The organism is Rhodoflexus sp. (assembly GCF_053489755.1).
The window spans coordinates 39,200-63,353 of sequence record NZ_JBRCHD010000009.1 but is presented as its reverse complement, the minus strand read 5'-3'; the positions used below and the strand labels follow the sequence as shown (position 1 = coordinate 63,353).

Annotated in this window: 23 protein-coding genes; 11 read left to right on the top strand and 12 right to left on the bottom strand. The window is 46.1% G+C overall.

Annotation, left to right across the window (positions count from 1 at the left end; all coding sequences use genetic code 11):
* Positions 1–87: 87 nt before the first annotated feature.
* The 3 genes from ACWIP2_RS01515 to ACWIP2_RS01505 all read right to left on the bottom strand — a co-directional run bounded on the left by ACWIP2_RS01515 (position 88) and on the right by ACWIP2_RS01505 (position 3,207).
* On the bottom strand, positions 88–822 hold the full coding sequence (locus tag ACWIP2_RS01515; RefSeq protein WP_448518124.1) for a hypothetical protein: 735 nt from the start codon (positions 820–822) through the stop codon (positions 88–90).
* A gap of 24 nt (positions 823–846) precedes the next feature.
* A complete protein-coding gene (locus ACWIP2_RS01510) occupies positions 847–2,289 on the bottom strand; it encodes a sodium:solute symporter (protein ID WP_448518123.1) in 1,443 nt (480 codons plus the stop codon).
* Between the two features lie 108 nt (positions 2,290–2,397).
* Positions 2,398–3,207 (bottom strand): hypothetical protein, encoded by an 810-nt coding sequence (locus ACWIP2_RS01505; protein ID WP_448518122.1) that lies wholly within the window; start codon positions 3,205–3,207, stop codon positions 2,398–2,400.
* A 234-nt stretch (positions 3,208–3,441) separates the two neighbouring features.
* On the opposite strand from ACWIP2_RS01505, the gene ACWIP2_RS01500 reads away from it, so the two are divergent.
* From ACWIP2_RS01500 to ACWIP2_RS01485, 4 genes are read left to right on the top strand one after another with little or no spacing between them, the layout of a single operon-like run.
* Positions 3,442–4,215: a ParA family protein gene (locus ACWIP2_RS01500; protein WP_448518121.1), complete on the top strand. Its 774-nt coding sequence runs from the start codon at positions 3,442–3,444 to the stop codon at positions 4,213–4,215.
* Positions 4,216–4,218: 3 nt separating this feature from the next.
* Complete coding sequence (locus ACWIP2_RS01495; RefSeq protein WP_448518120.1) at positions 4,219–5,136, top strand: ParB/RepB/Spo0J family partition protein; 918 nt, start codon at positions 4,219–4,221, stop codon at positions 5,134–5,136.
* Between the two features lie 3 nt (positions 5,137–5,139).
* Positions 5,140–5,817 carry a DUF5683 domain-containing protein gene (locus ACWIP2_RS01490; protein WP_448518119.1) on the top strand — a complete coding sequence of 226 codons (678 nt, stop codon included), beginning with the start codon at positions 5,140–5,142 and terminating at the stop codon, positions 5,815–5,817.
* Positions 5,818–5,833: 16 nt separating this feature from the next.
* Positions 5,834–6,025, top strand: coding sequence for a DUF6435 family protein (locus ACWIP2_RS01485; protein ID WP_448518118.1), 192 nt, complete (start codon positions 5,834–5,836; stop codon positions 6,023–6,025).
* Here ACWIP2_RS01485 and ACWIP2_RS01480 read toward each other — a convergent pair.
* Both ACWIP2_RS01480 and ACWIP2_RS01475 read right to left on the bottom strand, forming a co-directional pair.
* A complete protein-coding gene (locus ACWIP2_RS01480; protein WP_448518117.1) occupies positions 6,006–7,211 on the bottom strand; it encodes a glycosyltransferase family 4 protein in 1,206 nt (401 codons plus the stop codon). The genes ACWIP2_RS01485 and ACWIP2_RS01480 overlap by 20 nt on opposite strands.
* A complete protein-coding gene (locus ACWIP2_RS01475) occupies positions 7,211–8,428 on the bottom strand; it encodes an NADH-quinone oxidoreductase subunit D (protein ID WP_448518116.1) in 1,218 nt (405 codons plus the stop codon). The genes ACWIP2_RS01480 and ACWIP2_RS01475 overlap by 1 nt, the downstream gene beginning before the upstream one ends.
* Before the next feature lie 78 nt (positions 8,429–8,506).
* Between ACWIP2_RS01475 and ACWIP2_RS01470 the strand changes: the two genes are divergently transcribed.
* Together ACWIP2_RS01470 and ACWIP2_RS01465 are read left to right on the top strand one after the other, a co-directional pair.
* On the top strand, positions 8,507–8,998 hold the full coding sequence (locus tag ACWIP2_RS01470; RefSeq protein ID WP_448518115.1) for a TlpA family protein disulfide reductase: 492 nt from the start codon (positions 8,507–8,509) through the stop codon (positions 8,996–8,998).
* A 51-nt stretch (positions 8,999–9,049) separates the two neighbouring features.
* Positions 9,050–9,664: a thioredoxin family protein gene (locus ACWIP2_RS01465; protein WP_448518114.1), complete on the top strand. Its 615-nt coding sequence runs from the start codon at positions 9,050–9,052 to the stop codon at positions 9,662–9,664.
* On the opposite strand, the gene ACWIP2_RS01460 is transcribed toward ACWIP2_RS01465, so the two are convergent.
* The 4 genes from ACWIP2_RS01460 to ACWIP2_RS01445 form a co-directional block, all read right to left on the bottom strand.
* Positions 9,665–11,383: a phospho-sugar mutase gene (locus ACWIP2_RS01460; protein WP_448518113.1), complete on the bottom strand. Its 1,719-nt coding sequence runs from the start codon at positions 11,381–11,383 to the stop codon at positions 9,665–9,667.
* A gap of 36 nt (positions 11,384–11,419) precedes the next feature.
* Complete coding sequence (locus tag ACWIP2_RS01455; protein ID WP_448518112.1) at positions 11,420–11,908, bottom strand: DinB family protein; 489 nt, start codon at positions 11,906–11,908, stop codon at positions 11,420–11,422.
* A 127-nt stretch (positions 11,909–12,035) separates the two neighbouring features.
* Positions 12,036–13,745 carry a gamma-glutamyltransferase gene (gene ggt, locus ACWIP2_RS01450; protein ID WP_448518111.1) on the bottom strand — a complete coding sequence of 570 codons (1,710 nt, stop codon included), beginning with the start codon at positions 13,743–13,745 and terminating at the stop codon, positions 12,036–12,038.
* 26 nt (positions 13,746–13,771) lie between these two features.
* A complete protein-coding gene (locus tag ACWIP2_RS01445) occupies positions 13,772–15,502 on the bottom strand; it encodes a GAF domain-containing protein (RefSeq protein ID WP_448518110.1) in 1,731 nt (576 codons plus the stop codon).
* 77 nt (positions 15,503–15,579) lie between these two features.
* Between ACWIP2_RS01445 and rfaD the strand changes: the two genes are divergently transcribed.
* The 4 genes from rfaD (at position 15,580) to gyrB (ending at position 19,828) form a co-directional block, all read left to right on the top strand.
* A complete protein-coding gene (rfaD, locus tag ACWIP2_RS01440) occupies positions 15,580–16,551 on the top strand; it encodes an ADP-glyceromanno-heptose 6-epimerase (RefSeq protein ID WP_448518109.1) in 972 nt (323 codons plus the stop codon).
* Positions 16,552–16,574: 23 nt separating this feature from the next.
* Positions 16,575–17,366: an alpha/beta fold hydrolase gene (locus ACWIP2_RS01435; protein ID WP_448518108.1), complete on the top strand. Its 792-nt coding sequence runs from the start codon at positions 16,575–16,577 to the stop codon at positions 17,364–17,366.
* 41 nt (positions 17,367–17,407) lie between these two features.
* The gene (locus ACWIP2_RS01430) at positions 17,408–17,740 is read left to right on the top strand and encodes a phage holin family protein (protein ID WP_448518107.1); all 333 of its coding nucleotides are present in this window, start codon (positions 17,408–17,410) and stop codon (positions 17,738–17,740) included.
* A gap of 114 nt (positions 17,741–17,854) precedes the next feature.
* On the top strand, positions 17,855–19,828 hold the full coding sequence (gyrB, locus tag ACWIP2_RS01425; RefSeq protein WP_448518106.1) for a DNA topoisomerase (ATP-hydrolyzing) subunit B: 1,974 nt from the start codon (positions 17,855–17,857) through the stop codon (positions 19,826–19,828).
* Positions 19,829–20,685: 857 nt separating this feature from the next.
* Here gyrB and ACWIP2_RS01420 read toward each other — a convergent pair.
* Entirely contained in the window at positions 20,686–21,510 is an 825-nt protein-coding gene (locus ACWIP2_RS01420) for a ZIP family metal transporter (RefSeq protein WP_448518105.1), read from the bottom strand.
* Positions 21,511–21,571: 61 nt separating this feature from the next.
* Between ACWIP2_RS01420 and ACWIP2_RS01415 the strand changes: the two genes are divergently transcribed.
* Complete coding sequence (locus ACWIP2_RS01415) at positions 21,572–22,735, top strand: SPFH domain-containing protein (protein WP_448518104.1); 1,164 nt, start codon at positions 21,572–21,574, stop codon at positions 22,733–22,735.
* Positions 22,736–22,830: 95 nt separating this feature from the next.
* Here the strand turns inward: ACWIP2_RS01415 and ACWIP2_RS01410 are convergent, their stop codons facing one another.
* Together ACWIP2_RS01410 and ACWIP2_RS01405 are read right to left on the bottom strand one after the other, a co-directional pair.
* Positions 22,831–23,247 carry a hypothetical protein gene (locus ACWIP2_RS01410; RefSeq protein WP_448518103.1) on the bottom strand — a complete coding sequence of 139 codons (417 nt, stop codon included), beginning with the start codon at positions 23,245–23,247 and terminating at the stop codon, positions 22,831–22,833.
* 103 nt (positions 23,248–23,350) lie between these two features.
* On the bottom strand, positions 23,351–24,139 hold the full coding sequence (locus ACWIP2_RS01405; RefSeq protein WP_448518102.1) for a DUF1838 family protein: 789 nt from the start codon (positions 24,137–24,139) through the stop codon (positions 23,351–23,353).
* Positions 24,140–24,154: the final 15 nt, after the last annotated feature.

Sequence of the window (24,154 nt, the reverse complement as noted above, 5' to 3'; positions counted from 1 at the left end):
GTTTTTAAACCAGCCTACTACATAGGGAATAGTTATGCCTAAACCTCTGACTACAAATCCCCACGAAGGGGCGAAGTTTGCTACACTTTAGCTACGCGGCGAATCGGATAGAACGATTTGCAAAAAAATGCCGATAAAAATAGCTCCAAGGCTACATGCAACTACAATAGCAGGATATTTTCGATTTCTGAGTGAAAAAACTATCAACAGTACAGTAGCTATGATAAAAGTAGTAGCAGCAACTACCTCGTTCGTTCCTGCTTGTAAAAAGCCAAGCAATGGCAAACCGAACCATGCCCACCGATCAGGATTAGATACAAATAACTTAGGAAGTAAAGACATATAAAGCAACTGCCAACAAATGGCAATGCAATAGGTAGCGCCCGATGAGTACCAATAGAATAGATCTACCGTCGTCCGAACATATGAAAAAAAGAATATCAGAAATACAGTCCAGAGTACCAACTGTTCTGTGCCGTTAAGTAATTGTTTTGTAATCGATCGAATAAATATCCAGGCGCTTACACCAAAAAAAGACAATAAGAACAGCGCCGTCAGCCCATACAACTCAGGTAAGCGATACCCCAGCGGGTTGAACCAGTGAAAGAATGCTGCGACAAAGCGCCCATTCCATACTTTCAAATAATACGGTACAAACTGCCAGCCGTAGGCTTGTATGTGCACGGCTATTCCGTAGTCGTCTATATAGCCCGGCAGCGTGTAATAGCAAAGTAAAAAAAATGGTAATAAGGCAGCCGCACCGGCTGAGAATATCATCGTGCGAATAAATCTGCCTGAGAATAGCTCGATTGTGTTTTGCATAAAATTTCAAAGGGCACTGCCTAACTACCCGCGCCGACTAAACAAGAGCAGCCCCGTAAAAGTTAATGCGCCGTTTACTATCAACAGCTCGAAGCCGAATTTGTAGCCGTTAAACCATGCCTCAGAATTGATGTTGAGTATGTAACAGATCACAGGCGAAGACAGACAGACAAAAGGCACTGCCCAGTCGCGTACTTTGAGCCTTGTAAACAAACCAAAAGTAAAAAGTCCTAATAATGGCCCGTAGGTATAGCCCGCTACTTTGAATACTGCGTTAATAACCGCATCGTCGTTAATCCACCTGAAAATCAAAATGATAATGTAGAGCAATACAGAAAAACCAATGTGTACATAAAGTTTGAGTCGCGACTTCTCAGCCTCGTTTGTGCGCTCTTTGAAGTTCAGAAAATCTACACAGAACGCGGTGGTAAGGGAAGCCAACGCCGAATCTGCGCTGGCATAGGAAGAAGCTGTAATGCCCAGCAGGAAGAACACTGCTACCGGCACGCCAAAATGGTTCAGCGCCAGCATGGGGTACAGGCTGTCCGTTTTGGCAGGAATGTCTATGCCTTGCGTAGCTGCGTAACTGTACAACAGCGAACCTAAGGTCAGGAAAAGTAAATTGACAAAGACCAACACAACGCAGAACGAAAACATATTCTTTTGTGCTTCGCGTAAGTTCTTGCAGGTCAGGTTTTTTTGCATCAAGTCCTGATCCATACCCGTCATGGTAATGGCGATAAATGTACCTGCCAGAAACTGTTTGAAAAAATTTTTGTCATCATTCCATTCCCAGAAAAATATCTGCGAATGTGGGCTGTCCTGTACGCTCTGTACCAATCCTGAAAAATCGAGACTCAACTCATTAGAAATCAGCAATACACTGACAATCAGCGCACTGACCAAGAAAAATGTTTGCAGTGTATCAGTAAAGATGATAGTTTTGATACCGCCCTTGAACGTGTAAATCCAAATAAGCGCAATGGTGATCAGTACATTGAGTTCGAAAGGCACTCCCCAATGTTCGAAAATACCAAGTTGGAGCACCAGCGCTGCCAGATATAAGCGAAACGATGACCCAATCGAACGAGACAGAATGAAGAAAAAAGACCCCGTTTTGTATGACCAAAAGCCAAACCGCTCCTCCAGATAGGTATAAATAGACACCAGATTGAGGCGATAGTAGAGCGGCATCAGCACCAGGGCAATAAATAAATAGCCCGGCAAGTAGCCAAGCACCAACTGAAAATAGGAAAATGCCTGCTTGCCAACTGCACCGGGCACAGAAATGAACGTTACCCCGGAAAGCGATGTGCCGATCATACCGAATGCCACCAAATACCAGGGCGCAGATTTGTCGGCGGTAAAAAAAGTATCAGTAGTTGCGCCTCGTGAAGAGTACCAAGCAACAACCATGAGCAATGAAAAATAAACGACAATAATCGTTAGAACGAGTCCGGGCGACATAACAATAAAAGTTGGGGACGGTAAAACAAGCGAAAAAAATGCTCTAAAAAAACAAAATCCCAAACTTTGGACAAGTTCAGGATTTAGACACACATTGCTTCACCTTAGTCAGTGCGCTACCAGCTTGGGCAAGTGGCTCAAGCGTGATTTGTAGAATTCGATGGCATCTAACAGTGCCAGTTGCTTGTCTATTGTCAATTCGTGTTTACTCAGAATGCCCTCCAGCGCAAGTACCATCAACTCCATGCCCCGCTCGGTCATCATCAGCGACTGCGACTTGAAAAGAAAATCGGCAGCTATGGCAAATTCTTTGTTGTTATAGGCTGCTACTGCCCTATTGAAACACTGCAACGCTGCCAACTCGTGAAAAGGAATAGCCCGCATGATTTGAAACGCTGAGCGGTAATGCGTCTGCTCCTGTTCCTGATACATTGCAAAACGACGGGTGTATTCCTCTTTGCGTCGGGCAGTTACCATAGGCGACAAAATCAGTCCGTTAATCGGATCTGTCGTTTCAATCATTACTTCCTTGCCGCTGTTCAGCAGTACCGTCAAAAACACATGGATATTAGTTTCATAAACCGTAACCTGAAAACCTGCCTGCCTCAGCACGTATGCAAAAATGATCGTACCGCTCAGACAATCGTAATTGGCAGATTGCAAAACATCGGCAAGTGTGCTGCCTTGCTTGTAATTTTTAAGATACTTGTTGAAGACGCGCCTGAAAACAGTGCGAAGTTTTTTTTCTTCCTGCTCGGGCAGATCTTTGAGTACCTGTGCCGATAGATTGTTCAATTCCGCTTGCAGACGGGCAGTATCGGCAGCAGGTATTTCACAGCAAAAGAAATCGGATGCCACTTGTGCCTGCGCCACAATGGACAACCAAAAACTCAACAAGGATACGAACAGCGTTTTCAATGGTGTGTGGGGTTATCTAAGTCATAAATCGTTTTTTCGTAACACAAAATTAACAATTTTGTAACATTAGAACGTCTTAAGTCAAGGGTTGGTTACGTGTACAGACAGTTTTTTTACATGGCAATCATCGCCGCAAAGTCGCCTGCTAACTATTTAGTTTTCAGGGGATAAAATCATATATTTGCGGTGCTTACAGGCAAATCTTTTATTAACTAACTGATTATCAGACCTTACATGGGTAAAATCATCGCTATTGCCAATCAAAAGGGCGGTGTAGGTAAAACTACGACAGCCATTAACCTCGCGGCGAGTTTAGCAGCATTAGAATATAGATGTTTAGTAGTGGATGCAGATTCTCAGGCAAATTCTACTTCAGGGCTTGGTTTCAACCCCCGCGAAGTTCAGAAAAGCATTTACGACTGTATGATCAATGAAACCCCTGTACAGGAGGTCATTAAGGAAACAACCTTTGAGTATTTGGATTTGATACCTTCTCATATAGATCTGGTAGGCGCTGAAATTGAGATGATTAACATTCCCAATCGCGAAGAAAGAATGAAGTCTGCATTAGCGTCCGTACGCAATAAGTACGACTTCATTTTTGTAGATTGCTCTCCTTCGCTGGGTCTGATTACTGTCAATGCGCTGACAGCTGCCAATTCGGTCATTATCCCTGTACAGTGCGAATATTTCGCCTTGGAGGGTCTTGGCAAACTGCTCAATACGATCAAGATCATTCAAACCCGCCTCAATACCGAATTGGAGTTAGAGGGCATTCTGCTGACCATGTACGATGTGCGTCTCAAACTCTCCAACCAAGTGGTTGAAGAGGTCAATACACATTTCAAAAATCTGGTATTCCAGACAATGATCCCGCGCAACATCCGCCTGAGCGAAGCGCCGAGCTACGGTATGCCCGCCATCGCACACGACGCAGAAAGCAAGGGCGCATTGAGCTACCTGAACCTCGCACGTGAAATTTTAAACAAAAACGGTATTACGAAATAGTACATGTCCGACAAACCTCAATTAAAAAAGCGCACCGGTCTGGGTAAAGGTCTGAGCGCTCTGCTGGAAGATAATACGACAGAACACAATCTCTCGACCGATGCGATCGCCGACGTTATTTCAGCAAGCCGTATCCACGAAATTCCTTTGGAGCAGATTGAAGTGAATCCCTTTCAGCCGCGCACCGAGTTCGACCGCACTGCGCTGGAGGAGCTTGCCGAGTCTATCCGCGTACAAGGTATCATACAGCCGATTACCGTGCGCCAGTTAGATACAAACAGCTACCAGTTGATTTCAGGCGAGCGCCGTTTGAAAGCCTCCAAATTAGCCGGACTGACACAAATACCTGCCTACGTACGCACTGCCAACGACCAGCAAATGCTGGAGATGGCGCTGATTGAAAATATACAGCGCGAAGAATTAAATGCTATAGAAATTGCACTCAGCTACCAGCGGCTACTTACCGAGTGTAATCTTAAGCAAGAAGAACTGGGCGAGAGGGTCGGCAAAAATCGCAGCACTGTTACCAACTACCTGCGCCTACTGAAACTCCCCCCCAATATTCAGGCCGGGGTGCGCGATCGCAAAATCAGCATGGGGCATGCCCGCGCACTAATTAACATTGATAATATTGATGCGCAGCTCGCTATTTTTGCCAAAATCATCTCTGAAGAATGGTCGGTGCGAAAAACTGAAGAAGCTGTGCGCGCAATGCTTACCAAACCGGAAGCGGCAGATAAAAACAAAAAACCTGCACGTATCCTAAACCCTGAAGTAGTACAGTTGCAAAACAGGCTTTCCAACCGCTATGGTACGCGGGTACAAATCAGCCGCAATGAACAAGGCAAAGGCGAAATTAAGATCCCATTTTTCTCTGACGAAGACCTGAACCGCCTGCTGGAATTATTGGAAAACTCATAGTAGATGAAGTGGCTTTTTTGTTTTTTATGGATGGCTTTTGCGGGCATCTGCCAATTTGCGCAAGCGCAGCAGGTAGTAGTTAGCCCTGTGAACAACGATATTGGCATGGATACGGTCGCGCTAAAGCGGCGCTTAGACTCGCTCGATCGTCTGATACAAGCTCCTAAACCTATTTCTGAGCCTACCAAAGCTGCTCTGCTTTCCGCAGTGTTACCCGGCTTGGGGCAGTACTATAACAAGAGTTTCTGGTATCTCAAAGTGCCAGCCATTTATGGTGCGGCCGCAGCCCTCGCGCTGACGCTCAACTTCAATCAACGCAACTACACAGGCTTTAGAGATGCCTATGTGTACAGGCTCGACCAAAATCCATTTACAACACCTCGCCCGCTGTTCGACTCAGGCACAGATGATGGCATTCGCTCGCAGCGCGATCGCTTTCGCCGCGAACGCGACTATACCATCTTGTTGAGCATCGGGCTGTATCTGCTACAAGTTGCTGAAGCAGCTACTACCGCCCACCTCAAAACTTTTGATGTTTCCGATGACCTTTCGATGCGATTCAAGCCCAGTATTGAACCCCTGCCGATGCCGGGTATGCACGTAATTGGTGTAGGTGTTGCTTTTCGTATAGACAGGCCCGCATGGAAATTAGAACAAAACGGCTTGCAGAAGGTTAAGTAAGAAAACCTGTAAAGCCATGTTTGGACTGTTTTCAAAAAAAAATACACCTGAAAAGGAGATCGCCCGTCTGACAAAATTGTATGCCCAACTTTCTGAGGAAGCTATGCAATTGCAACGCAAAGGCGACATTAAGTCTTTTGCCGTAAAAACAGCAGAGGCAGAAGAAATTATGAAAAAAATAGAAGCGCTCAAACAGTCAGGCAGTTAGCAGGCGATAGCGTGGCTGTCAGCAGTTTGTTCTGGATGTCTAAATGAAATTGCCGGCACGCAAATGCCTGTCCGGCAGTTCCTAAACTAATGAGCGTAGCATCTGAGGCTGCCGCAAATTCGCTGATGTAATGTTTGAGTTTTTCGGTATCTCCTGCCGGTGCTGTCCATCCGCAAGCAGCCTCTTGTACCAATTTTGCAGCTTCGCCTTCACCTGAAAATATAATTGGCAGTCCTGCAGCCATTGCTTCGTACAGTTTAGAAGGCACTGTGCCGTAGAGTTGCTGTTGTTGGGGGATGAGCGCTCCGTCAAAATTTGAAAGTAGCGCCGGGATTTGTGTGTAATCCACAGCATCATGCAAGCGACAAACTGCCTCGTTGGGCGCGCCTTTCAGAGATGCGGCTAATTTGTCGCGCATAGGCCCGTCTCCGAAGATATGCAACTCTACCCCCAAGGCAGCAAAAGGAATCTCGCGGCAAATCACTTCCAGCCCTTGCGCCATGCCAATCAAACCGAAATAAATCAGACGACGCGGTGCGCCCGACCGGTGCGGATGATGCTTGTAGCGATCGGGCAGAATACCTACGCGATACAGCAGCACTTGCTTGTCGGGAATGTGGCGGCGGATATATGCCACCGATTCTTCCGACTGCGCCATTACTACGTCTGCACTTTTGTAAAGGGAAAGTTCTACCTTTTTTGCCAATCTGAAAAGCCAATTTTTTCGACTGATTACACCCATTTGCGCCAGTACGTCAGGCCAAAGATCGGAAATATTCAACAGGAATTGTGCGCGATTCTCTTGTGCCAGCCATCTGCCCAGCAGCGCCAGCGGCAGCGGTGGCGATTGCACAAGCACCCATTCGGGAGCAAAGGCTCGGATCTTGCGGCTGTGCGAAAGCATAGAAAAAAAGAGCGTCATTACAGAAAGTAAACGCGGAAAAATCCGAATAGCGGCGGAAGGAAGCAGAGCACATCGCCAGACCTCATAGCCTTGGAAAAAATCGCGATGCAACCACTTGCCCCGAAAACCGGGCGCAATCTTACCTTGAGGATAATGTGGCAAAGCCGTTAGCACCAGCACCTGATGACCTGCCTGCACAAGCCCATCTACAATACCCTGCATGTGGCGCGGACACGCTCCTTTGTCGGGTGGAAAACTTGGCGTAATCAGTAGTACTCTCACTAACGGTCAATTTCCCCCAAAACTATGTCAATTGAGCCTAAAACGGCAATCAAATCGGCAATAAGCCCGCCACGAGCCATTTCTGCAAGTGCAGAAAGATTGGAAAATGAGCAAGAACGGCATTTGATCCGCCATGGCACATCGCTGTTTGGCTGACTGCGGAAAAAGAAACCCAGCTCCCCTTTGGGTGTTTCGGCGCGGGCATAAATATCTTTTTGTTGCTTAACGCGCAGGTTTTTGGGAACAGCCGCCTGCGGATCAAAGTCGCGGGTGCGGACACAATCGGTCGTCAGGCGCTGCAAACACTGGCTGATGATGCGAACACTTTCGCGGCACTCCAACATGCGCACGTAGGTTCTGTCCCAGCAATCGCCTTGCGTACCCATCAGCCCCTGCCCTGTCGGTATGTCGAACTCCAAATCGGGATACACTGAGTATCCATCTACTTTGCGCAAGTCGTATTTCAGCCCCGAAGCCCGCAACATTGGCCCTGTTACACCGTAATTAATAGCAGTTTCTAAGGGTAAGACCCCCACATTGGCGGTTCGCTGAACAAAGATTTTATTTTCTATCAACAGCTTTTCACACTCTGTAAGTTTTGGCTGCAAGTACCGGATAAATTCGGCGCATCGCTCCTCAAAACCAACCGGCAGGTCGTAGTACAGGCCGCCAATCCAGATGTAATTGTACAGCATTCGCGCTCCACTCACCCACTCCAGCAACCGCAGAATATGCTCGCGGTCGCGCATCATCCATAAAAAAGGCGTAACTGCGCCAATATCAATAGCATAAGTGCCGATTGCTACAAAGTGCGAGGCCAAACGGTTGAGTTCTGCCACCAACACGCGAATAAACTCGACTCTGCGCGGTAATTTTCCTTCCAGATCGAGCATTTTTTCAACACCCAAGACGTAGGCATGTTCGCAGTTCATTGCCGCCACATAGTCCAGCCTATCCACAAAGGGAATGATTTGATTATAGGGCAGATTTTCGGCGTGTTTCTCGAAACAGCGGTGCAAATAGCCCAAATGCGGGACTACATCTATTACTGTTTCACCATCAGTAATTACCTCTAAGCGCAAAACGCCATGTGTAGAAGGGTGCTGCGGGCCTATGTTCAAGATGAAATGGCCGGGCGCAAGCGCCTCCATTGCATACTTTGTAGGCTCGGAAACCCTCAGGTTGTCTTCTGCAAAATCGTAGGTAATAGCTGGCATAAACAAAAAATCTAAGTACAAAGTTAATGTGAGAACTATTCTAAATTTGACGGCTGATCTGCTCAAAACATGTATCTCATGAGAATCATACACTGCCTTTGGCTAGCAATTTTGTCTCTGTCGCTTCTTTCCTTTCGCGCACACAGCCAACAGGTTGAAGTAGTAGGCATAGACCAAGTAAAACAACTGCTTCAAAATCAGTCTGATACAGTACACATTGTCAACTTCTGGGCTACATGGTGCGCGCCTTGCGTCAAAGAGTTACCGGATTTTCTCCGCATCAGTGAAAACTACAAGAATAACAATGTACGCCTCTGGTTAGTTAGCATGGATTTTCAATCTGCGCTCAATACTAAGTTGAAACCTCTTTTACAGAAGAGAAATATTACACATCCGGTTTGGCTGCTGAATAACACCGACTACGACAGTTGGATTGGGCAGGTAGATGAACAATGGCAAGGCGACATCCCTATGACGCTCATTTTCAATAATCAACGCAACATGCGCATTAGAATCAATGGAGAAGTTGATTACGAGCGGCTGCTTAAAGTTTTGGAAGAAATGCTGTAACTTGGTACAGATTTAGAATACACATTATTAAACCCAAAAATCTAGAGAAAGATGAAAGCTAAATTTTTACTGCTATCTGTCCTACTGTCAGGGCTTTTGTCAGTGGCAGAGGCACAAAACATAGCAGGCTTGCAACCCGGCGATAACGCTTCTGATTTTCGGTTGAGAAATATTGATAACGAAATAGTTACATTAGCAGACTTCAAGCAAGCCAAAGGATTTATCATTGCCTTTACTTGCAATCACTGCCCTTTCGCCAAGTTGTACGAAGACCGCCTGATTGCACTGCACAACAAGTATGCACCTAAGGGCTTCCCCGTGATCGCTATTAACCCGAACGATGCCACCAAACAGCCTGAAGACAGTTTTGAGATGATGATCCAGCGCGCGCAGGAAAAGTCCTTTCCTTTTGTGTATCTACAAGACGAGACGCAGGAAGTTGCCCGCACTTATGGTGCAGCACGCACACCGCACATATGGATTCTGCAAAAAATTGATAACAACCTCAAAGTTGTTTACGTGGGCGGCATTGACAACAGCCCTGAGGATGCTGCCAAAGCCACCGAAAAATACGTAGAGCGCACCTTAGATGAAATACTCGCCGGACGCGTGGTTAGTAAAAATACTACCAAGGCAATCGGCTGTACCATCAAATGGCGCGAGTAGTTACTTCAAATGCATTTCTTCTATAATCCGCGCGATTTTATCCTTTAACTGCTGTTCTGTCGCATCAAAAGCTGCCTTGTCGCTCAGTTGGGTATTGACACTGAAATAGAATTTAATTTTAGGCTCAGTACCCGACGGGCGGGCAGAAATCTTACAACCATCGGCAGTGTAGAACTGCAAAACATCGCTTTTTTCCAGTGTAATAGGTTTTTCTGTGCCGGCTGCAAGGTCGTATTCTTTTTGTGCCTGATAGTCTAACATGCGTACAACAGGGCTTCCGTCAATTGTTTTGGGCGGATTGCTGCGCCAGTTTTGCATCATTGCTTTGATCTCTTCTGCACCGCTTTTGCCTTTTTTAGTTAATGAAACCAAACTTTCGTAGAAGAATCCGTAGCGGACGAAGTTATCTAACAGCATTTCAAACAATGTCATACCATTATCTTTAGCATAGGCACAGAGTTCAGCCAACATCCCACAGGCAGCTATTGCGTCTTTGTCGCGAACAAAGTCGCCAATCATATAGCCGTAGCTCTCTTCTCCGCCGGCAATAAAAGTCTCTACTCCTTCTTTTTCGCGAATGACCTGAGCGATGTACTTAAACCCGGTCAGCGTATTATAGCATTTTACGCCATTAGCTGCCGCTATGCGATCTATTAGTTCAGAAGTTACGATTGTTTTCACAATCATTTGATTGCCGTCTATTTTACCTGCATTTTTCCATGCCTGAATCATGTAGCCAATCAGCAGGCTGCCGGTCTGGTTGCCGTTCAATAGTACCCATTCGCCTTTGTGATTTTTCACGCCAATGCCTACGCGGTCTGCGTCAGGATCTGTTGCCATTACAATATCGGCATCAATGGCTTTGGCTTTGGCGAGCGCAAGACTCATTGCCTCCTGCTCCTCAGGATTGGGATAAACAACCGTTGGGAAGTTGCCGTCGGGGGTTGCCTGCTCTTCTACCACGTGTACGTTGGTAAAGCCCATTCTCTTCAAAAGTTCGGGAATTAGTGTAATCCCTGTACCGTGGATAGATGAGAAGACAATTTTCAAGTCCCGATGGCGGGCAATCGCATCTTTTGAAATCGAGAGTTTCAGGACTTCGTTCAGATAGACCTCATCTACGTCAGCCCCAATGATTTGTATGTTTTCAGGTTTACCATCGAAGTGAATATCATCTACTGAGGTAATGGCATTTACTTCTGCAATGATATTCTTGTCGTGTGGGGGCGTTACCTGTGCACCATCTACCCAATAAGCCTTGTAGCCGTTATACTCCTTCGGATTATGCGAGGCGGTGATTACCACGCCGCTGTGGCATCCTAAATGGCGGATAGCGAAAGACAGCTCGGGCGTAGGTCGCAGCGCTTCAAAGAAAAAGACTTTGCAGCCATTTGCAGCGAATACATCTGCCACAATTTTGGCAAATTCAGAGCTGTTATTGCGGCAATCGTACGCAATGGCAACTTTAATTTGCTCATTGGGAAAAGTTTTCTTCAAATAGTTGGCAAGCCCTTGCGTAGCAGCGCCAACCGTATATTTGTTCATGCGGTTAGAGCCTACTCCCATGATGCCGCGAAGCCCGCCTGTACCAAATTCAAGGTCGCGGTAGAAAGATTCGATCAGCTCTTCCTCGCTCATGGCACGAATAGCGGCTTTAGTTGGTTCGTCGTAGTTACCTGAAAGCCAAGTATTTATTCTTTGTTGAATTGTTGCATCCATACTTCAGAAGTATTTGTTATCGGTTATCAGTGTTTTTTAACTATAGTCGTAGATACTTGGAGGCTTGATACCCTCCATGCGAAGGCAGATGGTCAGCTGTCCACGATGGTGAATCGCTTCCTCCTGCAACACGTTGAGCATACGCAGCGCATTCATTGTGATGCCAAAAGTGGTAGCAATGGGTTTAACAGCATCCTCTTCGCTCATATTTTCTATGATTTGCTGCAAATGTGCCTTGACCTTACTGCCATATGCAACGATTTGCGCGGCGCTGTGCACTTCGTCTATTGGCAGCGGAATCAATTGAAGATCAGCTTTATCCATCTGTCCTGTTTGCATAGAATTACCTACCATGAGCGCCGTTTGATAGACGTGCATAGCAATTTGCTTGAAAGACATGTTATCGGGCGAGGGCTTCATGTCTAATTTTTCATCAGGCATCGCAGCTACAATCTTGTCGAAAGATTTGTAGATGTTATTCACCAGCCTGCCATAAGCCTGTTTTACTAATTCAAGTTTTGTCATTTCTATTTGAGTTTTTTGCTGTAGAATGCTAATTTTTGCAGATCAAACGAGTTTTGCAGATTTTTATCTTAAGCAACGAATCTGCGTCTATCTTTGCAATCTGCCCTTGTCAGCTGTTTAATTTTGCTTAATAACCGGCTGCTTGTCCGTCTTTACGGCTTTCAGATGCGCCATAGTAAACTTTTTTAGCCGCATCGTACATGATAGCCTGATAGCCACCATAGCCGCCAAAACCAAAGCCAACCTGATGTCCCATGCGCATCAGATCGCGGATAGTTTCATAGGCAAACCCACTCTCTAGCGTGATTTGCCCGCCGCGCGGCATACGAGGCTCTGCTCCTGTTGGGTCTGTGCTGCCGAGGTGGTCTATGCGCGGGGCATCTCCCGCCTCTTGCAAGCTCATACCAAAGTCAATCAGGTTCATTGCGATCAGCGTATGACCGATTGGCTGATAGTCGCCGCCCATTACGCCGTAGCTTACCCAAGGTTTACCGTCTTTGGTAATAAAAGCCGGGATAATCGTATGAAAAGGACGCTTGCCGGGCGCGTAGGCATTGGCGTGGTTTGCGTCTAAGTGGAAGAGTTCGCCGCGATCTTGCAGCATAAAGCCCAAGCCGGGAGGAACCATGCCGCTGCCCATGCCGCGATAGTTACTTTGGATGAGGGAAACCATGTTGCCGTCTTTATCGGCAGTTGTCAGGTAGATCGTTTCTTGTGCGAATCCTTCGCCTGCCTGAAAATTATAATTAGCGCGATTGGGATTAATCAGTTTGCGGCGCTCTGCTGCATACTCTTTGCTAATTAGTTGCTTCACAGGGATGTTGGCAAATGCAGGGTCGGCATAGTAGCGGGCGCGATCTTCAAAAACGAGTTTTTTGGCTTCTGTTACCAAGTGAATGTGTTCGGTGCTGCCGAATTTGATTTTACTGAAGTCGAAACCTTCCAAAATATTGAGCATTTGCAGCACGGCGATGCCCTGACCGTTGGGTGGCAATTCCCATACGTCGTAGCCGCGATAGTTGGTGCTCACCGGCTCAACCCAGTCGCTGGTATGCGTTGCAAGGTCTTCTACGCTCAAAAATCCACCTTGTTCTTGAATAAACTTTGCGATTGTCTGCGCGATTGGGCCTTTATAGAAAGCATCGCGGCCGCCTTTGGCTATTTGGCGCAAGGTATTGGCAAGTGCAGGATTCTTGAAAACATCACCTTTTTGCAGCGCCTTACCGCCGGGCATGAAAGTTTCGGTAAAGTTGGGATACTCGGCTTTGTTGCCAAATCTTGATGCAGCACCTTGTAAATAATAAGCAATCAGCTCGGTTACAGGGAAACCGTTTTCGGCGTAGCTGATAGCAGGGGCAAGAATGTTATCCATCTTCATTTTGCCGAACCTACGGTGCAGCATGAACCAGCCGTCCACACAGCCGGGTACACTCACAGGCAGCGGTCCGAAAGATGGAATTTTGTCCATCTTTTTCTCCTTGAAATACTCCATCGTCAGCGCTTTTGGCGAGCGTCCGCTGGCATTCAGCCCGTAGAGTTTTTGTGTTTTTGCATCCCAAACGATCGCATACAAGTCGCCGCCGATTCCACAACCCGTAGGTTCCATCAGCGCCAGCGCAGCATTGGCAGCAATAGCAGCATCAATAGCGTTGCCTCCACTCTTCAAAATGTCCAGACCTACCTGCGTAGCAAGCGGATGACTAGTTGCGACCATCCCGTTTTGGGCGATCACTTCCGAACGGGTCGCAAAGGTTTTACCCGTAATGCGATCTTGGGCTTGTAGATGTGTGGTAAGAGCGGCTATCAACAGGGAAGCGCCTAAGAGTAAATTTTTCATTTTCATAATAAGAACAAAACAGCCTTCTAATTGTGAGATTTTGCCATAAGCTCTTCGATGATATGTTCTTTTTCCTGAATGATTGCCTGCAAGCGCATTTGCTCGAGTCGCATTTTTTCTTCTCCTTGTTTCTTAGCATTTTCCACTTCTTTGAGCCGGTTGAAAAGTTCAGTCTGCGAGCGCGCCATTTCTTCCTGTGTAGCAGCCAGTTCTTCCATGTTTTGACGCATCTCTTCCTCGCGCGAACGCAAATCTTCTGCCAGCATCTGGCTTTGTGCGAGTAGTTGGCTGTTGATTTCAAAACTACGGATAGACTCGATAGCTGCCGCAAAAAGTGTGGATACTTTTTCGATCAGTTCTATTTGATGTTCTTCCATTGGTTTTACCGATGCAAGCTCAATTACACCTAAAATCTTGGTATTCAGCTTGATAGGCTCATAAATAATTGATGTAGGCTCGATATCGCCAATACCTGCGGGAATATAAAAAAAGTTGTGCAAACCGGTTTTGATGACAATTTTTTCACCTTCCAGATAACATTGTCCGGTTAGTCCTTCGCCGGGCGCAATGGTTTTCCGGATGCTTTTATCCCGACCGTAGGCATAAGCAGCTACCAGTTGAAGCTCAACGCTTGCAGTCTCTCCTCTACCCGTAGTATTTGCCAGGTAAACTCCGCCAATTTGTGCATCTACCTCACGGACAATCAGCCGCAAGAAATCACGTGTGAGTACATTCGCCGTTTTGGTAGTATCGCGTAGCAACTCTGCAAATTTAGCAGTAGTTTCGTTTACCCAGTTCCGCTTACTGTCTCTTACTGATAACTCGTAGAGAGCATCGCGCATTTGTAGTAGCGATTGGGTATAGTGATCTTCGTTGTTGAACTTTTCAAGTGAAATGTCGTACTTTCCTTTGCCGAGTGCATCCACGAAAACGACTGTTTGCCTGAGTTTTTCGGTAATCTGAGTAGCGACAGTATCCAATATCCGAAACTCATTTTTGAGTAGCTCGTCGTCGTCTTTGGCAAGTTTTCCGGAAAGGATATTGCGCAGTTTCTTAAATATTTTGGTAATGGAAAAGTTCACTCGACGCGCCAGCAAGTACCATGCAATCAGTATGATAGACGTAGAAATAATAAATATAACGATATTCAGCTGGATTGAAAGGGCTGTCATACGCGACTGACTTGCCAAAATGGCTAACCGCCTGTCATCAACGTAGTTTTTGCCAATATTGAAATAAAGCAAGCGCAATAGCATAGGCTCGGCTTCGTCTTCGATTTTATTGAGATATATTTCCTCGTAGAGCGTTTTGCGCAAAGCAACCGGCAGGGAATCTATGTTGGCGCGTTCAAAAATGTTATTGCCATAGCGGTCTATCTCACGGATAGTCATTGCGAGCGAATCGGTGATTATTCTGCTTTCAACAGTGCCTAAAGAATCGAAATTGGCTGCAATCGAACGCTGCAAGTCATTCATATTCAGGATATTACGTTTAAACTTCCCCTGCCAATACTGGCGATCTTCCTGCGAGAATCCTTGTATGAGATGCAGAAGCGACAACTTAGCATTATCAAACTCCGTTTCCATGTCTTTCAGACTTATTTTGATATTGTTGAGCAGTCGCAATTCGTCCGCCTGCGAGCGCATACTTGAGGTTGACAAAACTACAATACCAAATCTGACAACATTAAATGCGATCAGTAGTGTAAATCCTAAGTTGATTAGCCCTCTAAAACCTGTCAGATTGAAAAAGCGCATACGATTTGCTGATTTGTGGCCTAAATCTAAGTCTAAAATAGCATATTTGCTCGCTTGAAACGAAACTGTGCAAAATTATGCCTTACATAGTAGTAACAGGAGCGGCGGGTTTTATTGGAAGCTACCTCGTTGGCGAACTAAACCGCGCCGGATATGACAACGTTGTTGCAGTTGATTTATTCGATCATCCGGAAAAAAATAAAAATCTGCTTAACAAGCAAGTATCGCATCGAATCGAAAGAACGGTTTTCATCGAATGGTTTACTGTCAACGCGCCGCATATTGCCTGTGTGTATCATATTGGTGCAAGAACTGATACCACAGAATTCAACTATGGCATTCTGGAGCAGTTGAACGTAAACTATAGCCGGCAGGTGTGGAAAATCTGTGTTGAGCATGACATTCCATTAATATATGCCTCTTCAGCAGCCACTTATGGGCTTGGCGAATATGGCTACAAGGACGACGAGCAGATGATCTCAAAGCTAAAACCGCTCAATCCTTACGGCGATTCGAAGAATAATTTTGACAAATGGGCTGTTGCGCAGCAAGAAAAGCCCTCGCACTGGTACGGACTGAAGTTTTTTAATGTTTACGGCCCCAATGAGTATCACAAGGGCAGAATGGCTTCTGTGATTTTTCATGCTTACAATCAAATCAGCAAAACGGGCGGCATGAAACTATTTCGCTCGCACAACCCGCAGTATAAAGACGGCGAGCAACTCCGAGATTTTATCTATGTAAAAGATGTTGTCGCTGTCTGCCGTTTTTTGATGGATCAAAAGCCTAAATCAGGGCTTTACAACGTTGGCACAGGGCAGGCGCGCACCTTCCTCGATCTGACCAAAGCTACATTTGCCGCAATGGGTGTCCCTGAAAATATCAGCTTTGTAGATACGCCTGAAGACATCCGCGACAAGTACCAATACTTCACTCAAGCCGACATAGGCAAGCTGCGTCAGGCAGGCTACACACAGCCTTTCTACACGCTGGAAGCAGGCATAAACGAGTATGTCCGCGAATTTTTAATGAAAAACCGCTATTTTTAATTGATGACTCAACTGAAATAAATATGCCGACAGCACAAATCAACGGAACGGAAATCTATTATGAGATACACGGCAACAGCCCCGAAACAATTGTCTTTTCACACGGGCTGCTCTGGAGCGGCGAAATGTTTCGCGAGCAAGTACGCCACCTGAAAGATCGCTACACCTGCATCACCTACGACCATCGCGGACAAGGACGGAGCGCAGACAGCAAAGTGCCATTTGACATGGAAACACTCTACAATGATGCTGTGGCGCTTTTACTGCACCTGAAATGTACCCCTTGCCATTTTGCAGGGCTTTCTATGGGCGGATTTATTGCTATGCGCTTAGCCGCGCGCCGGCCAGACTTGCTTAAGAGTTGCATCCTAATGGAAACCTCTGCCGACGAAGAACCCAACAAGTTTAAATACACATTGCTCAATACGATTGTCAAATTATTTGGCGTATCAGCGGTATCCTCGCAGGTCATGCCGATTATGTTTGGGCAGTCTTTTATGAAAGATCCGCAACGGGCAGGGCTTCGCGCAGAGTGGACAGACCGCTTAGAAGCCAACCGCCGAAGCATTACCCGCTCAGTAGATGCAGTAATCGGCAGGCGTGGTGTTTTTGACGAGTTGAAGCGCATTCAGATGCCCGTACTGATTCTGGTAGGCGAGGAAGACGTGGCTACCGTACCAGAAAAGGCGGAACGCATCAAAAGTCAGATCCCCCATGCACAACTCTACCGCATTCCGGCCGCAGGACACACCTCGACCATAGAAGCGCCCGAAGAAGTAAATCGCTATCTGGATAAATTTCTGCAAAACCTCTGAAAAGCGTTCGCGTAAGAACTAAAACTTAAACTTTCTGCTTTATGTCTGCTATCATTGATTTTCTTATTTATTCAGTGGCAGTTTACATCACTGCGTTGATTGTTCCCGGTATCACAATCAAAGGCTGGGGCACAGCCCTCATTGTAGGTTTGCTGCTGATTCTGGCGCGCTACACAATCAAACCCATCCTTGTATTACTTACCCTGCCCGTAACTGTACTTACATTAGGACTTTTTTTGGTTGTTATTAACGCCCTGATTATCAAAATAGTAGCTGCTATCGTAAACGATTTCAAGGTAGAAGGCTTCCTACCGGCCGCGATTTACAGCGTCGTACTTTCTGTGGTTGCTGCTATTTTACAGTGGATCTTCTAAAGTTACTTTATTTGTGCGTACAGTGTTCTCCTAAGTCCAAGCTGTACGCACAAATCGTTTGCCCGACCGCCATTTTTTGCGTATCTTCGCAGGTAATTTTTATCTGAAAAAGGCATGTTGGAAACAACTCAGGCAACAGAAACCATTGCTAAATCACAGGCTAATTATTCAGCCGATAATATTCAGGTTTTAGAAGGCTTAGAAGCCGTTCGCAAACGTCCTGCCATGTATATTGGCGATATTGGTGTCAAAGGTTTACACCATTTAGTTTGGGAAGTAGTTGATAATTCTATTGACGAAGCCTTAGCAGGACATTGCGATACTATCCGCGTAACCATCCACCCCGATAATTCGATTTCGGTATTAGATAACGGACGCGGCATTCCTATTGATATTCACCCCAAAGAAGGACGATCGGCGCTGGAAGTAGTTATGACGGTACTTCATGCCGGTGGTAAATTTGATAAAGATTCTTACAAAGTATCCGGCGGTTTGCATGGTGTAGGCGTTTCCTGCGTGAATGCCCTTTCCAAATACTTGAAAGTCAATGTATATCGCGATGGTAAAATATTTGAACAAGAGTACGCCTACGGCAATCCTCTCTATCCCGTTAGAGAAGTAGGCACAACAGACATGAGGGGTACACGCGTACACTTTCTGCCCGATGATAGCATTTTCACGACGAAGGTTTACAAATACGAAACAATTGCTACCCGCCTGCGCGAGCTTTCATTCCTGAACTCGGGCATTCGCATTTTCCTTACAGACGAACGCGAAACCAACGAGGATGGCACTTTTCTTAGTGAAGAGTTCTACTCCGAACATGGACTGGTTGAGTTTCTCAAATACGTAGAGGGAACACGTCAGCAATTAATTCCTAACCCGATCTACATGGAAAGCGACAAAGGCGGCATTCCTGTGCAGGTAGCAATTACCTATAACACAGACTATGCCGAAAATATTTTTTCATACGTCAATAATATCAACACTTACGAAGGCGGTACCCACGTGACAGGTTTTCGCCGCGCTCTAACTCGAAGCATCAAAGGCTATGCAGATCGGAACGGGCTGTTAGAAAAAGCTAAAGTAGAAGTTACAGGCGACGACTTCCGCGAAGGTTTGAGTGCAATCATTTCTGTAAAGGTAGCCGAGCCTCAGTTTGAGGGACAAACTAAAACCAAATTAGGCAACTCAGAGGTTTCGGGTGCAGTAGATACCATCGTCGGCGAAATGATCACCCAGTATCTGGAAGAGCACCCCAAAGAAGCCAAAAACCTGATTGACAAGGTAATCAATGCTGCCCGCGCACGCGAGGCGGCGCGTAAGGCACGCGAAGCTGTTCAGCGCAAGAGTGTACTCGGCGGTACAGGGCTGCCGGGTAAATTGGCAGACTGCACCGAGCGCGACCCTGCCCTGTGCGAACTCTATCTGGTGGAAGGCGATTCGGCAGGTGGCTCGGCAAAACAAGGCCGCGACCGCAACTTTCAGGCAGTTCTCCCGCTGCGCGGAAAAATCCTCAATGTAGAAAAAGCTCAAGAGCATAAAATCTACGACAACGAGGAAATTAAGAATATAATTACTGCCTTAGGTATCAGTTTCGGCAAAGACGGCGACGAAAAGGCGCTGAATCTGGACAAACTGCGCTACCACAAAATCATCATTATGACCGATGCCGACATTGACGGTAGCCACATTCGCACCCTGATTTTGACGTTTTTCTTCCGCTACATGAAAGATCTGATTGATAAAGGGCATCTGTACATTGCCCAGCCGCCGCTTTATCTTGTAAAAAAAGGCAAGCAAGAAATATACTGTTGGACAGATGACCAACGCGATCGTGCCGTGCTGGAACTTGGCGGCGGTAAAACCGAAAACCTCAATATACAGCGCTACAAAGGTTTGGGCGAGATGAACCCCGAGCAATTATGGCAAACCACCATGAACCCTGAGCAACGTAGCCTCAAACGCGTAGATATAGAATCTGCTGCCGAATGCGATCATCTGTTCTCGATGCTCATGGGCGATGAGGTTGCGCCGCGCCGTGCCTTCATTGAGAAAAATGCCAAATATGCGCGCGTAGATGCTTAAACGCCGCAACTTCAGAGGTTATTTAAAAGTAAACCGGCATAGGATTGCCTTAACTGTAAAGCCCTAATTTAAAGATCTGTGGGCGACATCGGCAGAAAGCTATCCTATGCCTGTTGCGTCAAGCGGAAAAGGCTTGGCGAAGCCTTACAAGTGCAAAAAAAATTATTTAGCACTTCTCCCCCGCTTTTGCCGATGCAATCTTGGCTGATGTTTTTGCTTGCTATCGCACTCACTTTCAGAATATTAACCCAAGTACTTCTGTCAATTTCTTGTCTATGTCGCCTGAAAATGGTGCATACACAAGCACAGGTGCTTTGCGAGTAAGTTAAAGTCAATCGTTGCACGCGCAACCTACCATTCTGAAACGTAAAGTTACTAACGATTTCAGCCGTTGCACGTCGTTCCATTGTCCGCAGGTAAGAATAGTTGAAAAAATCCATTACACCTTGTTTGAAATTATGAAAACTTTTGTGCCAAAATGAATTAATTTTTTTTGAGCAGTTTCCAACGTTGCACGCCGCACCCGCCCTATCGGGTTGAGGTTAGGTGAATAAGGCGGCAGATACATCACTTGTACGTGAGGCTTTTTCCTGTATATACGCTTTGGGATGACGATTGACAACCCGCGCAAGTTCCTTTTGCTGTTCGGAAGTTAAACTGATATTTAGCTTCTCACTGATCAATTTGATAGTAAATATGCCAAATTTTCCTGTATATCAAAGAGCGTTTATTTCCTGAAGCCTAATCAGGCTATAGCTATTTGATCATCAAGAGATTAGCAAATCACAGACTAAAGTCCGTGTTATTTTTTGGACAGCCTCAAAATCTACGTGGTATATGATTCATTTTAGTCAAACTCACCCCAGCGCAACGTCTAACACCATCATCACTACAAAGCCCATAATAAAGCCCAGCGTGGCAATATCGGTGTGTTTGTCTAACTGCGTTTCCGGTATTACCTCTTCGACAACAACAAATATCATCGCTCCGGCAGCAAACGAGAGCGCATAGGGTAGGATGGGTGTAAAAAAAGTAACCGCAGTAGCGCCCAGTACACCTGCAACAGGCTCTACCAGCGCCGAGGATTGTCCATAGAGAAAACTTTTGCTGCGGCTCATGCCCATGCGGCGCAGTGGTATAGCAACGGCAATACCTTCGGGAAAATTTTGCAGTCCAATGCCAATAGTCAGCGTTACAGCACCCGAAATGCTGGCTTCGGGAATGCCCGCTGCAACGCCGCCAAACAAAACGCCTACCGCCAATCCTTCGGGGATATTGTGCAGCGTAATTGCCAGTACAAGCAGGGTTGTCTGCTGCCACGGCGATTTGATGCCTTCTGTATCCTTAAAGTTGATGTGCAGGTGGGGCAGTGTCTTATCTAATAGAAATAGAAAAAATGCGCCCGACAGAAAACTTACTGCTACGGGCAATACTTGCATAAACTTGCTGCCGCTCGATGCGCTCATGGCAATAGCAGGAGCAAGCAAACTCCAAAAACTTGCTGCAATCATTACCCCGCCTGTAAAGCCGAGCATTCCATCTAGCACAACGCGATTCATCTGCCGGAAAAAAAATACCAAAGATGCTCCCGCAGCCGTAACCAGCCATGTAAAAGAGGTAGCCAAAAAAGCAGCTTTTAAAGGGGACTGTTGCGACAAATAGGCAACCAGCGTATCGAACATATGAGCAGTTGATTACTCGCAAATGTAGTAAAAAACATTTATCGGGGCTTTTATTGTATCAATGGATACATATTTTCTGTTGGTAACTTCGTATATTGCCGTCAAACAAACACAACCGAAGATGGGTATTTTCAATTTCCTCAGTAAGCAATTTATTGATATTATTGAGTGGTTAGACAACAGCCGCGACACACTTGTATGGCGTTTTGACCATGCCAACAATGAAATCAAATACGGTGCAAAACTCATTGTGCGCGAGTCGCAAGCGGCGCTGTTCATCAACGAGGGACAGCTCGCCGATGTTTACATGCCGGGTACACACACGCTTACGACACAGAACATGCCGATCCTAAGTACCCTCAAAGGCTGGAAATATGGTTTTGAAAGCCCCTTCAAAGCGGAGGTGTATTTTGTTAATACAAAGGTTTTTGCCAACTGGAAGTGGGGAACGAAGAATCCCATCACGCTGCGCGATCCTGAAATTGGGCCGGTGCGCCTGCGTGCTTTTGGCAATTATTCCATTCGGGTAAGCGATCCTGCCAAATTCGTCAAGGAATTAGTAGGCACAAACAGCCAGTTTCGCGCCGAAGATGTTGCCGATAATCTCCGCAACATGATCGTTACCCGATTTACCGATATTATCGGCGAGGCCAAAATTCCAGTGTTGGACATGGCAGGTAATGTCAATGAATTTTCCAATTATATCAAAGAAAAAATCGCTCACGATTTTGACCAGTACGGCGTAGAGATAGTCAAAGTATTGGTAGAAAATATTTCCCTGCCGCCCGAAGTGGAGGCAATGCTCGACAAGCGCAGCAGCATGGGCATCTTGAGCAACTTAGATCAGTACACCAAATTTCAGGCTGCCAATGCCATTGAAAAAGCAGCAGATAATCCTTCGGGAGGTATGGGCGCAGGCATGGGAGTTGGAATGGGCTTTGGCTTGGGTAATCAGATGATGAATAATGTAGTCGGCAATACGGCGAATCCTACTCCGCCGCCGATTCCGCCAACACCGCCACCTGTGCAGTTCTTCGTAGCCGTCAACGGGCAACAGCAAGGCCCCTTCGATCTGAATCAGCTTACGCAAATGGCAGCAAGCGGACAATTTAACCGCGAGTCATTGGTCTGGATGCAGGGGATGAGCAACTGGACACAGGCAGGGCAGGTACAGGCGCTCGGCAGTGTGTTTGCAGCCATGCCACCACCGCTGCCACCGGTATAGCCATTACCAAAATCTCACATAAAAAAGAGGTTGTCTAAAAAGTAATATAGACTAAAGTTGTGCTACGTTCATCCTTTTTGGACAGCCTCTTTTCTCTATAATGATTTCAGCCATTCTTTGGCATGAGCCACATTATCGAAGTATTTGACCTGTACCACCTGTGCCTGATCTGTAATTGATTCGATGGACAGTCTGCCAAAAATATCTTCTGAAAGTACAATCGCATTGTATTGCAACCCTGCTGCGATAGCGCGTTTTGCCCAATCACTATTAGTCCACTCATGATCTTCTACTGAAATCACCTCGCTTTGGCTGGTATTCCCCAACATTTTGTTGGTGTCGTATCTTTCCAATAGTTCTATCGCCTTGTTGAGCAAAGCATGATAGTTAGTGCCTTCACAATAGCCTGTCAGTGTCACGCATACGCAGTCGGTTTGTTCATCGTAGTACACACTGCCATTTTCATTGTGAAAATCAGTAAAGGCAGAAGTCTTTTTTTCGTCGGGTTGCATTTTTTTGTTTGGGTTATCTAAAACGACTGAAAGACATTTTTTGTAGAGGTTTTTTTCGTAAAAATAATACTTAAATATGTGCAAAAGTTGATAGTTGGCAAGTTTATTTGCCCTGTTGCAGTTGCGCAATTTCCGTCAGATCTCTGGGCGGGTTGAGCCAAAGTGGCGCTTCGTTGCGGATATGCGAGCGAATAGGCTCGGGAATTTTTTCAAAATCATCTATCCGGTAACAAACTAATTGGATGATACCCTTTTTACCCTGCCCGAAAAACGGCGGCAAATCTCCATAGCGTACCCAGCTCAATTGAAAGCGATGTTCTAACTTTGTTTCTTTAGGAAAGTAGTAGAAGTCGTAATTTTCATAAGCCTCGTATTTGCCGCGCGGGGTATCCCAGTCTAAGAAAACAGGTGATGTAAATACGTAACTATCGCCCATTTTGCGGGCAAGGGTCTTGTAGCCGGGGCCCATCTTCGTGATGCGTTCTCCGCTCCCTTGCTCTACATAAGTAGCTACTCGATCGCCCTGTAACACATAGGTAATCTTCTGGTAGGGATATTCTATGTGATCAACCTTCTGACCGTTGTACTCTTTCAGTACCTGATTGGTCTGAGCATCGGTGTAAACAAAGATTTTGCGGTTCAGTTGGATGACACTGTCCTTTGTAACGCGAATCAGGTTAGCCGCATCAATGCCCTCCATGCGGCTGAGCAGTTTACCGTCGGGATAGGAGTAAACTTCTCCATAGCAATACCAATACACGGGTTTTTTGCCATCGCCGACGCGCATTTCTACGAACTTGTCGAAAATATCCTGATTGAAGGTGATGTTTTGCGCAAGTGTACTAAGTCCGAGCAGTACAATTGCCAGAGTAGATAAGCTGATTTTTTTCATCTTTTTAAGAGTTAA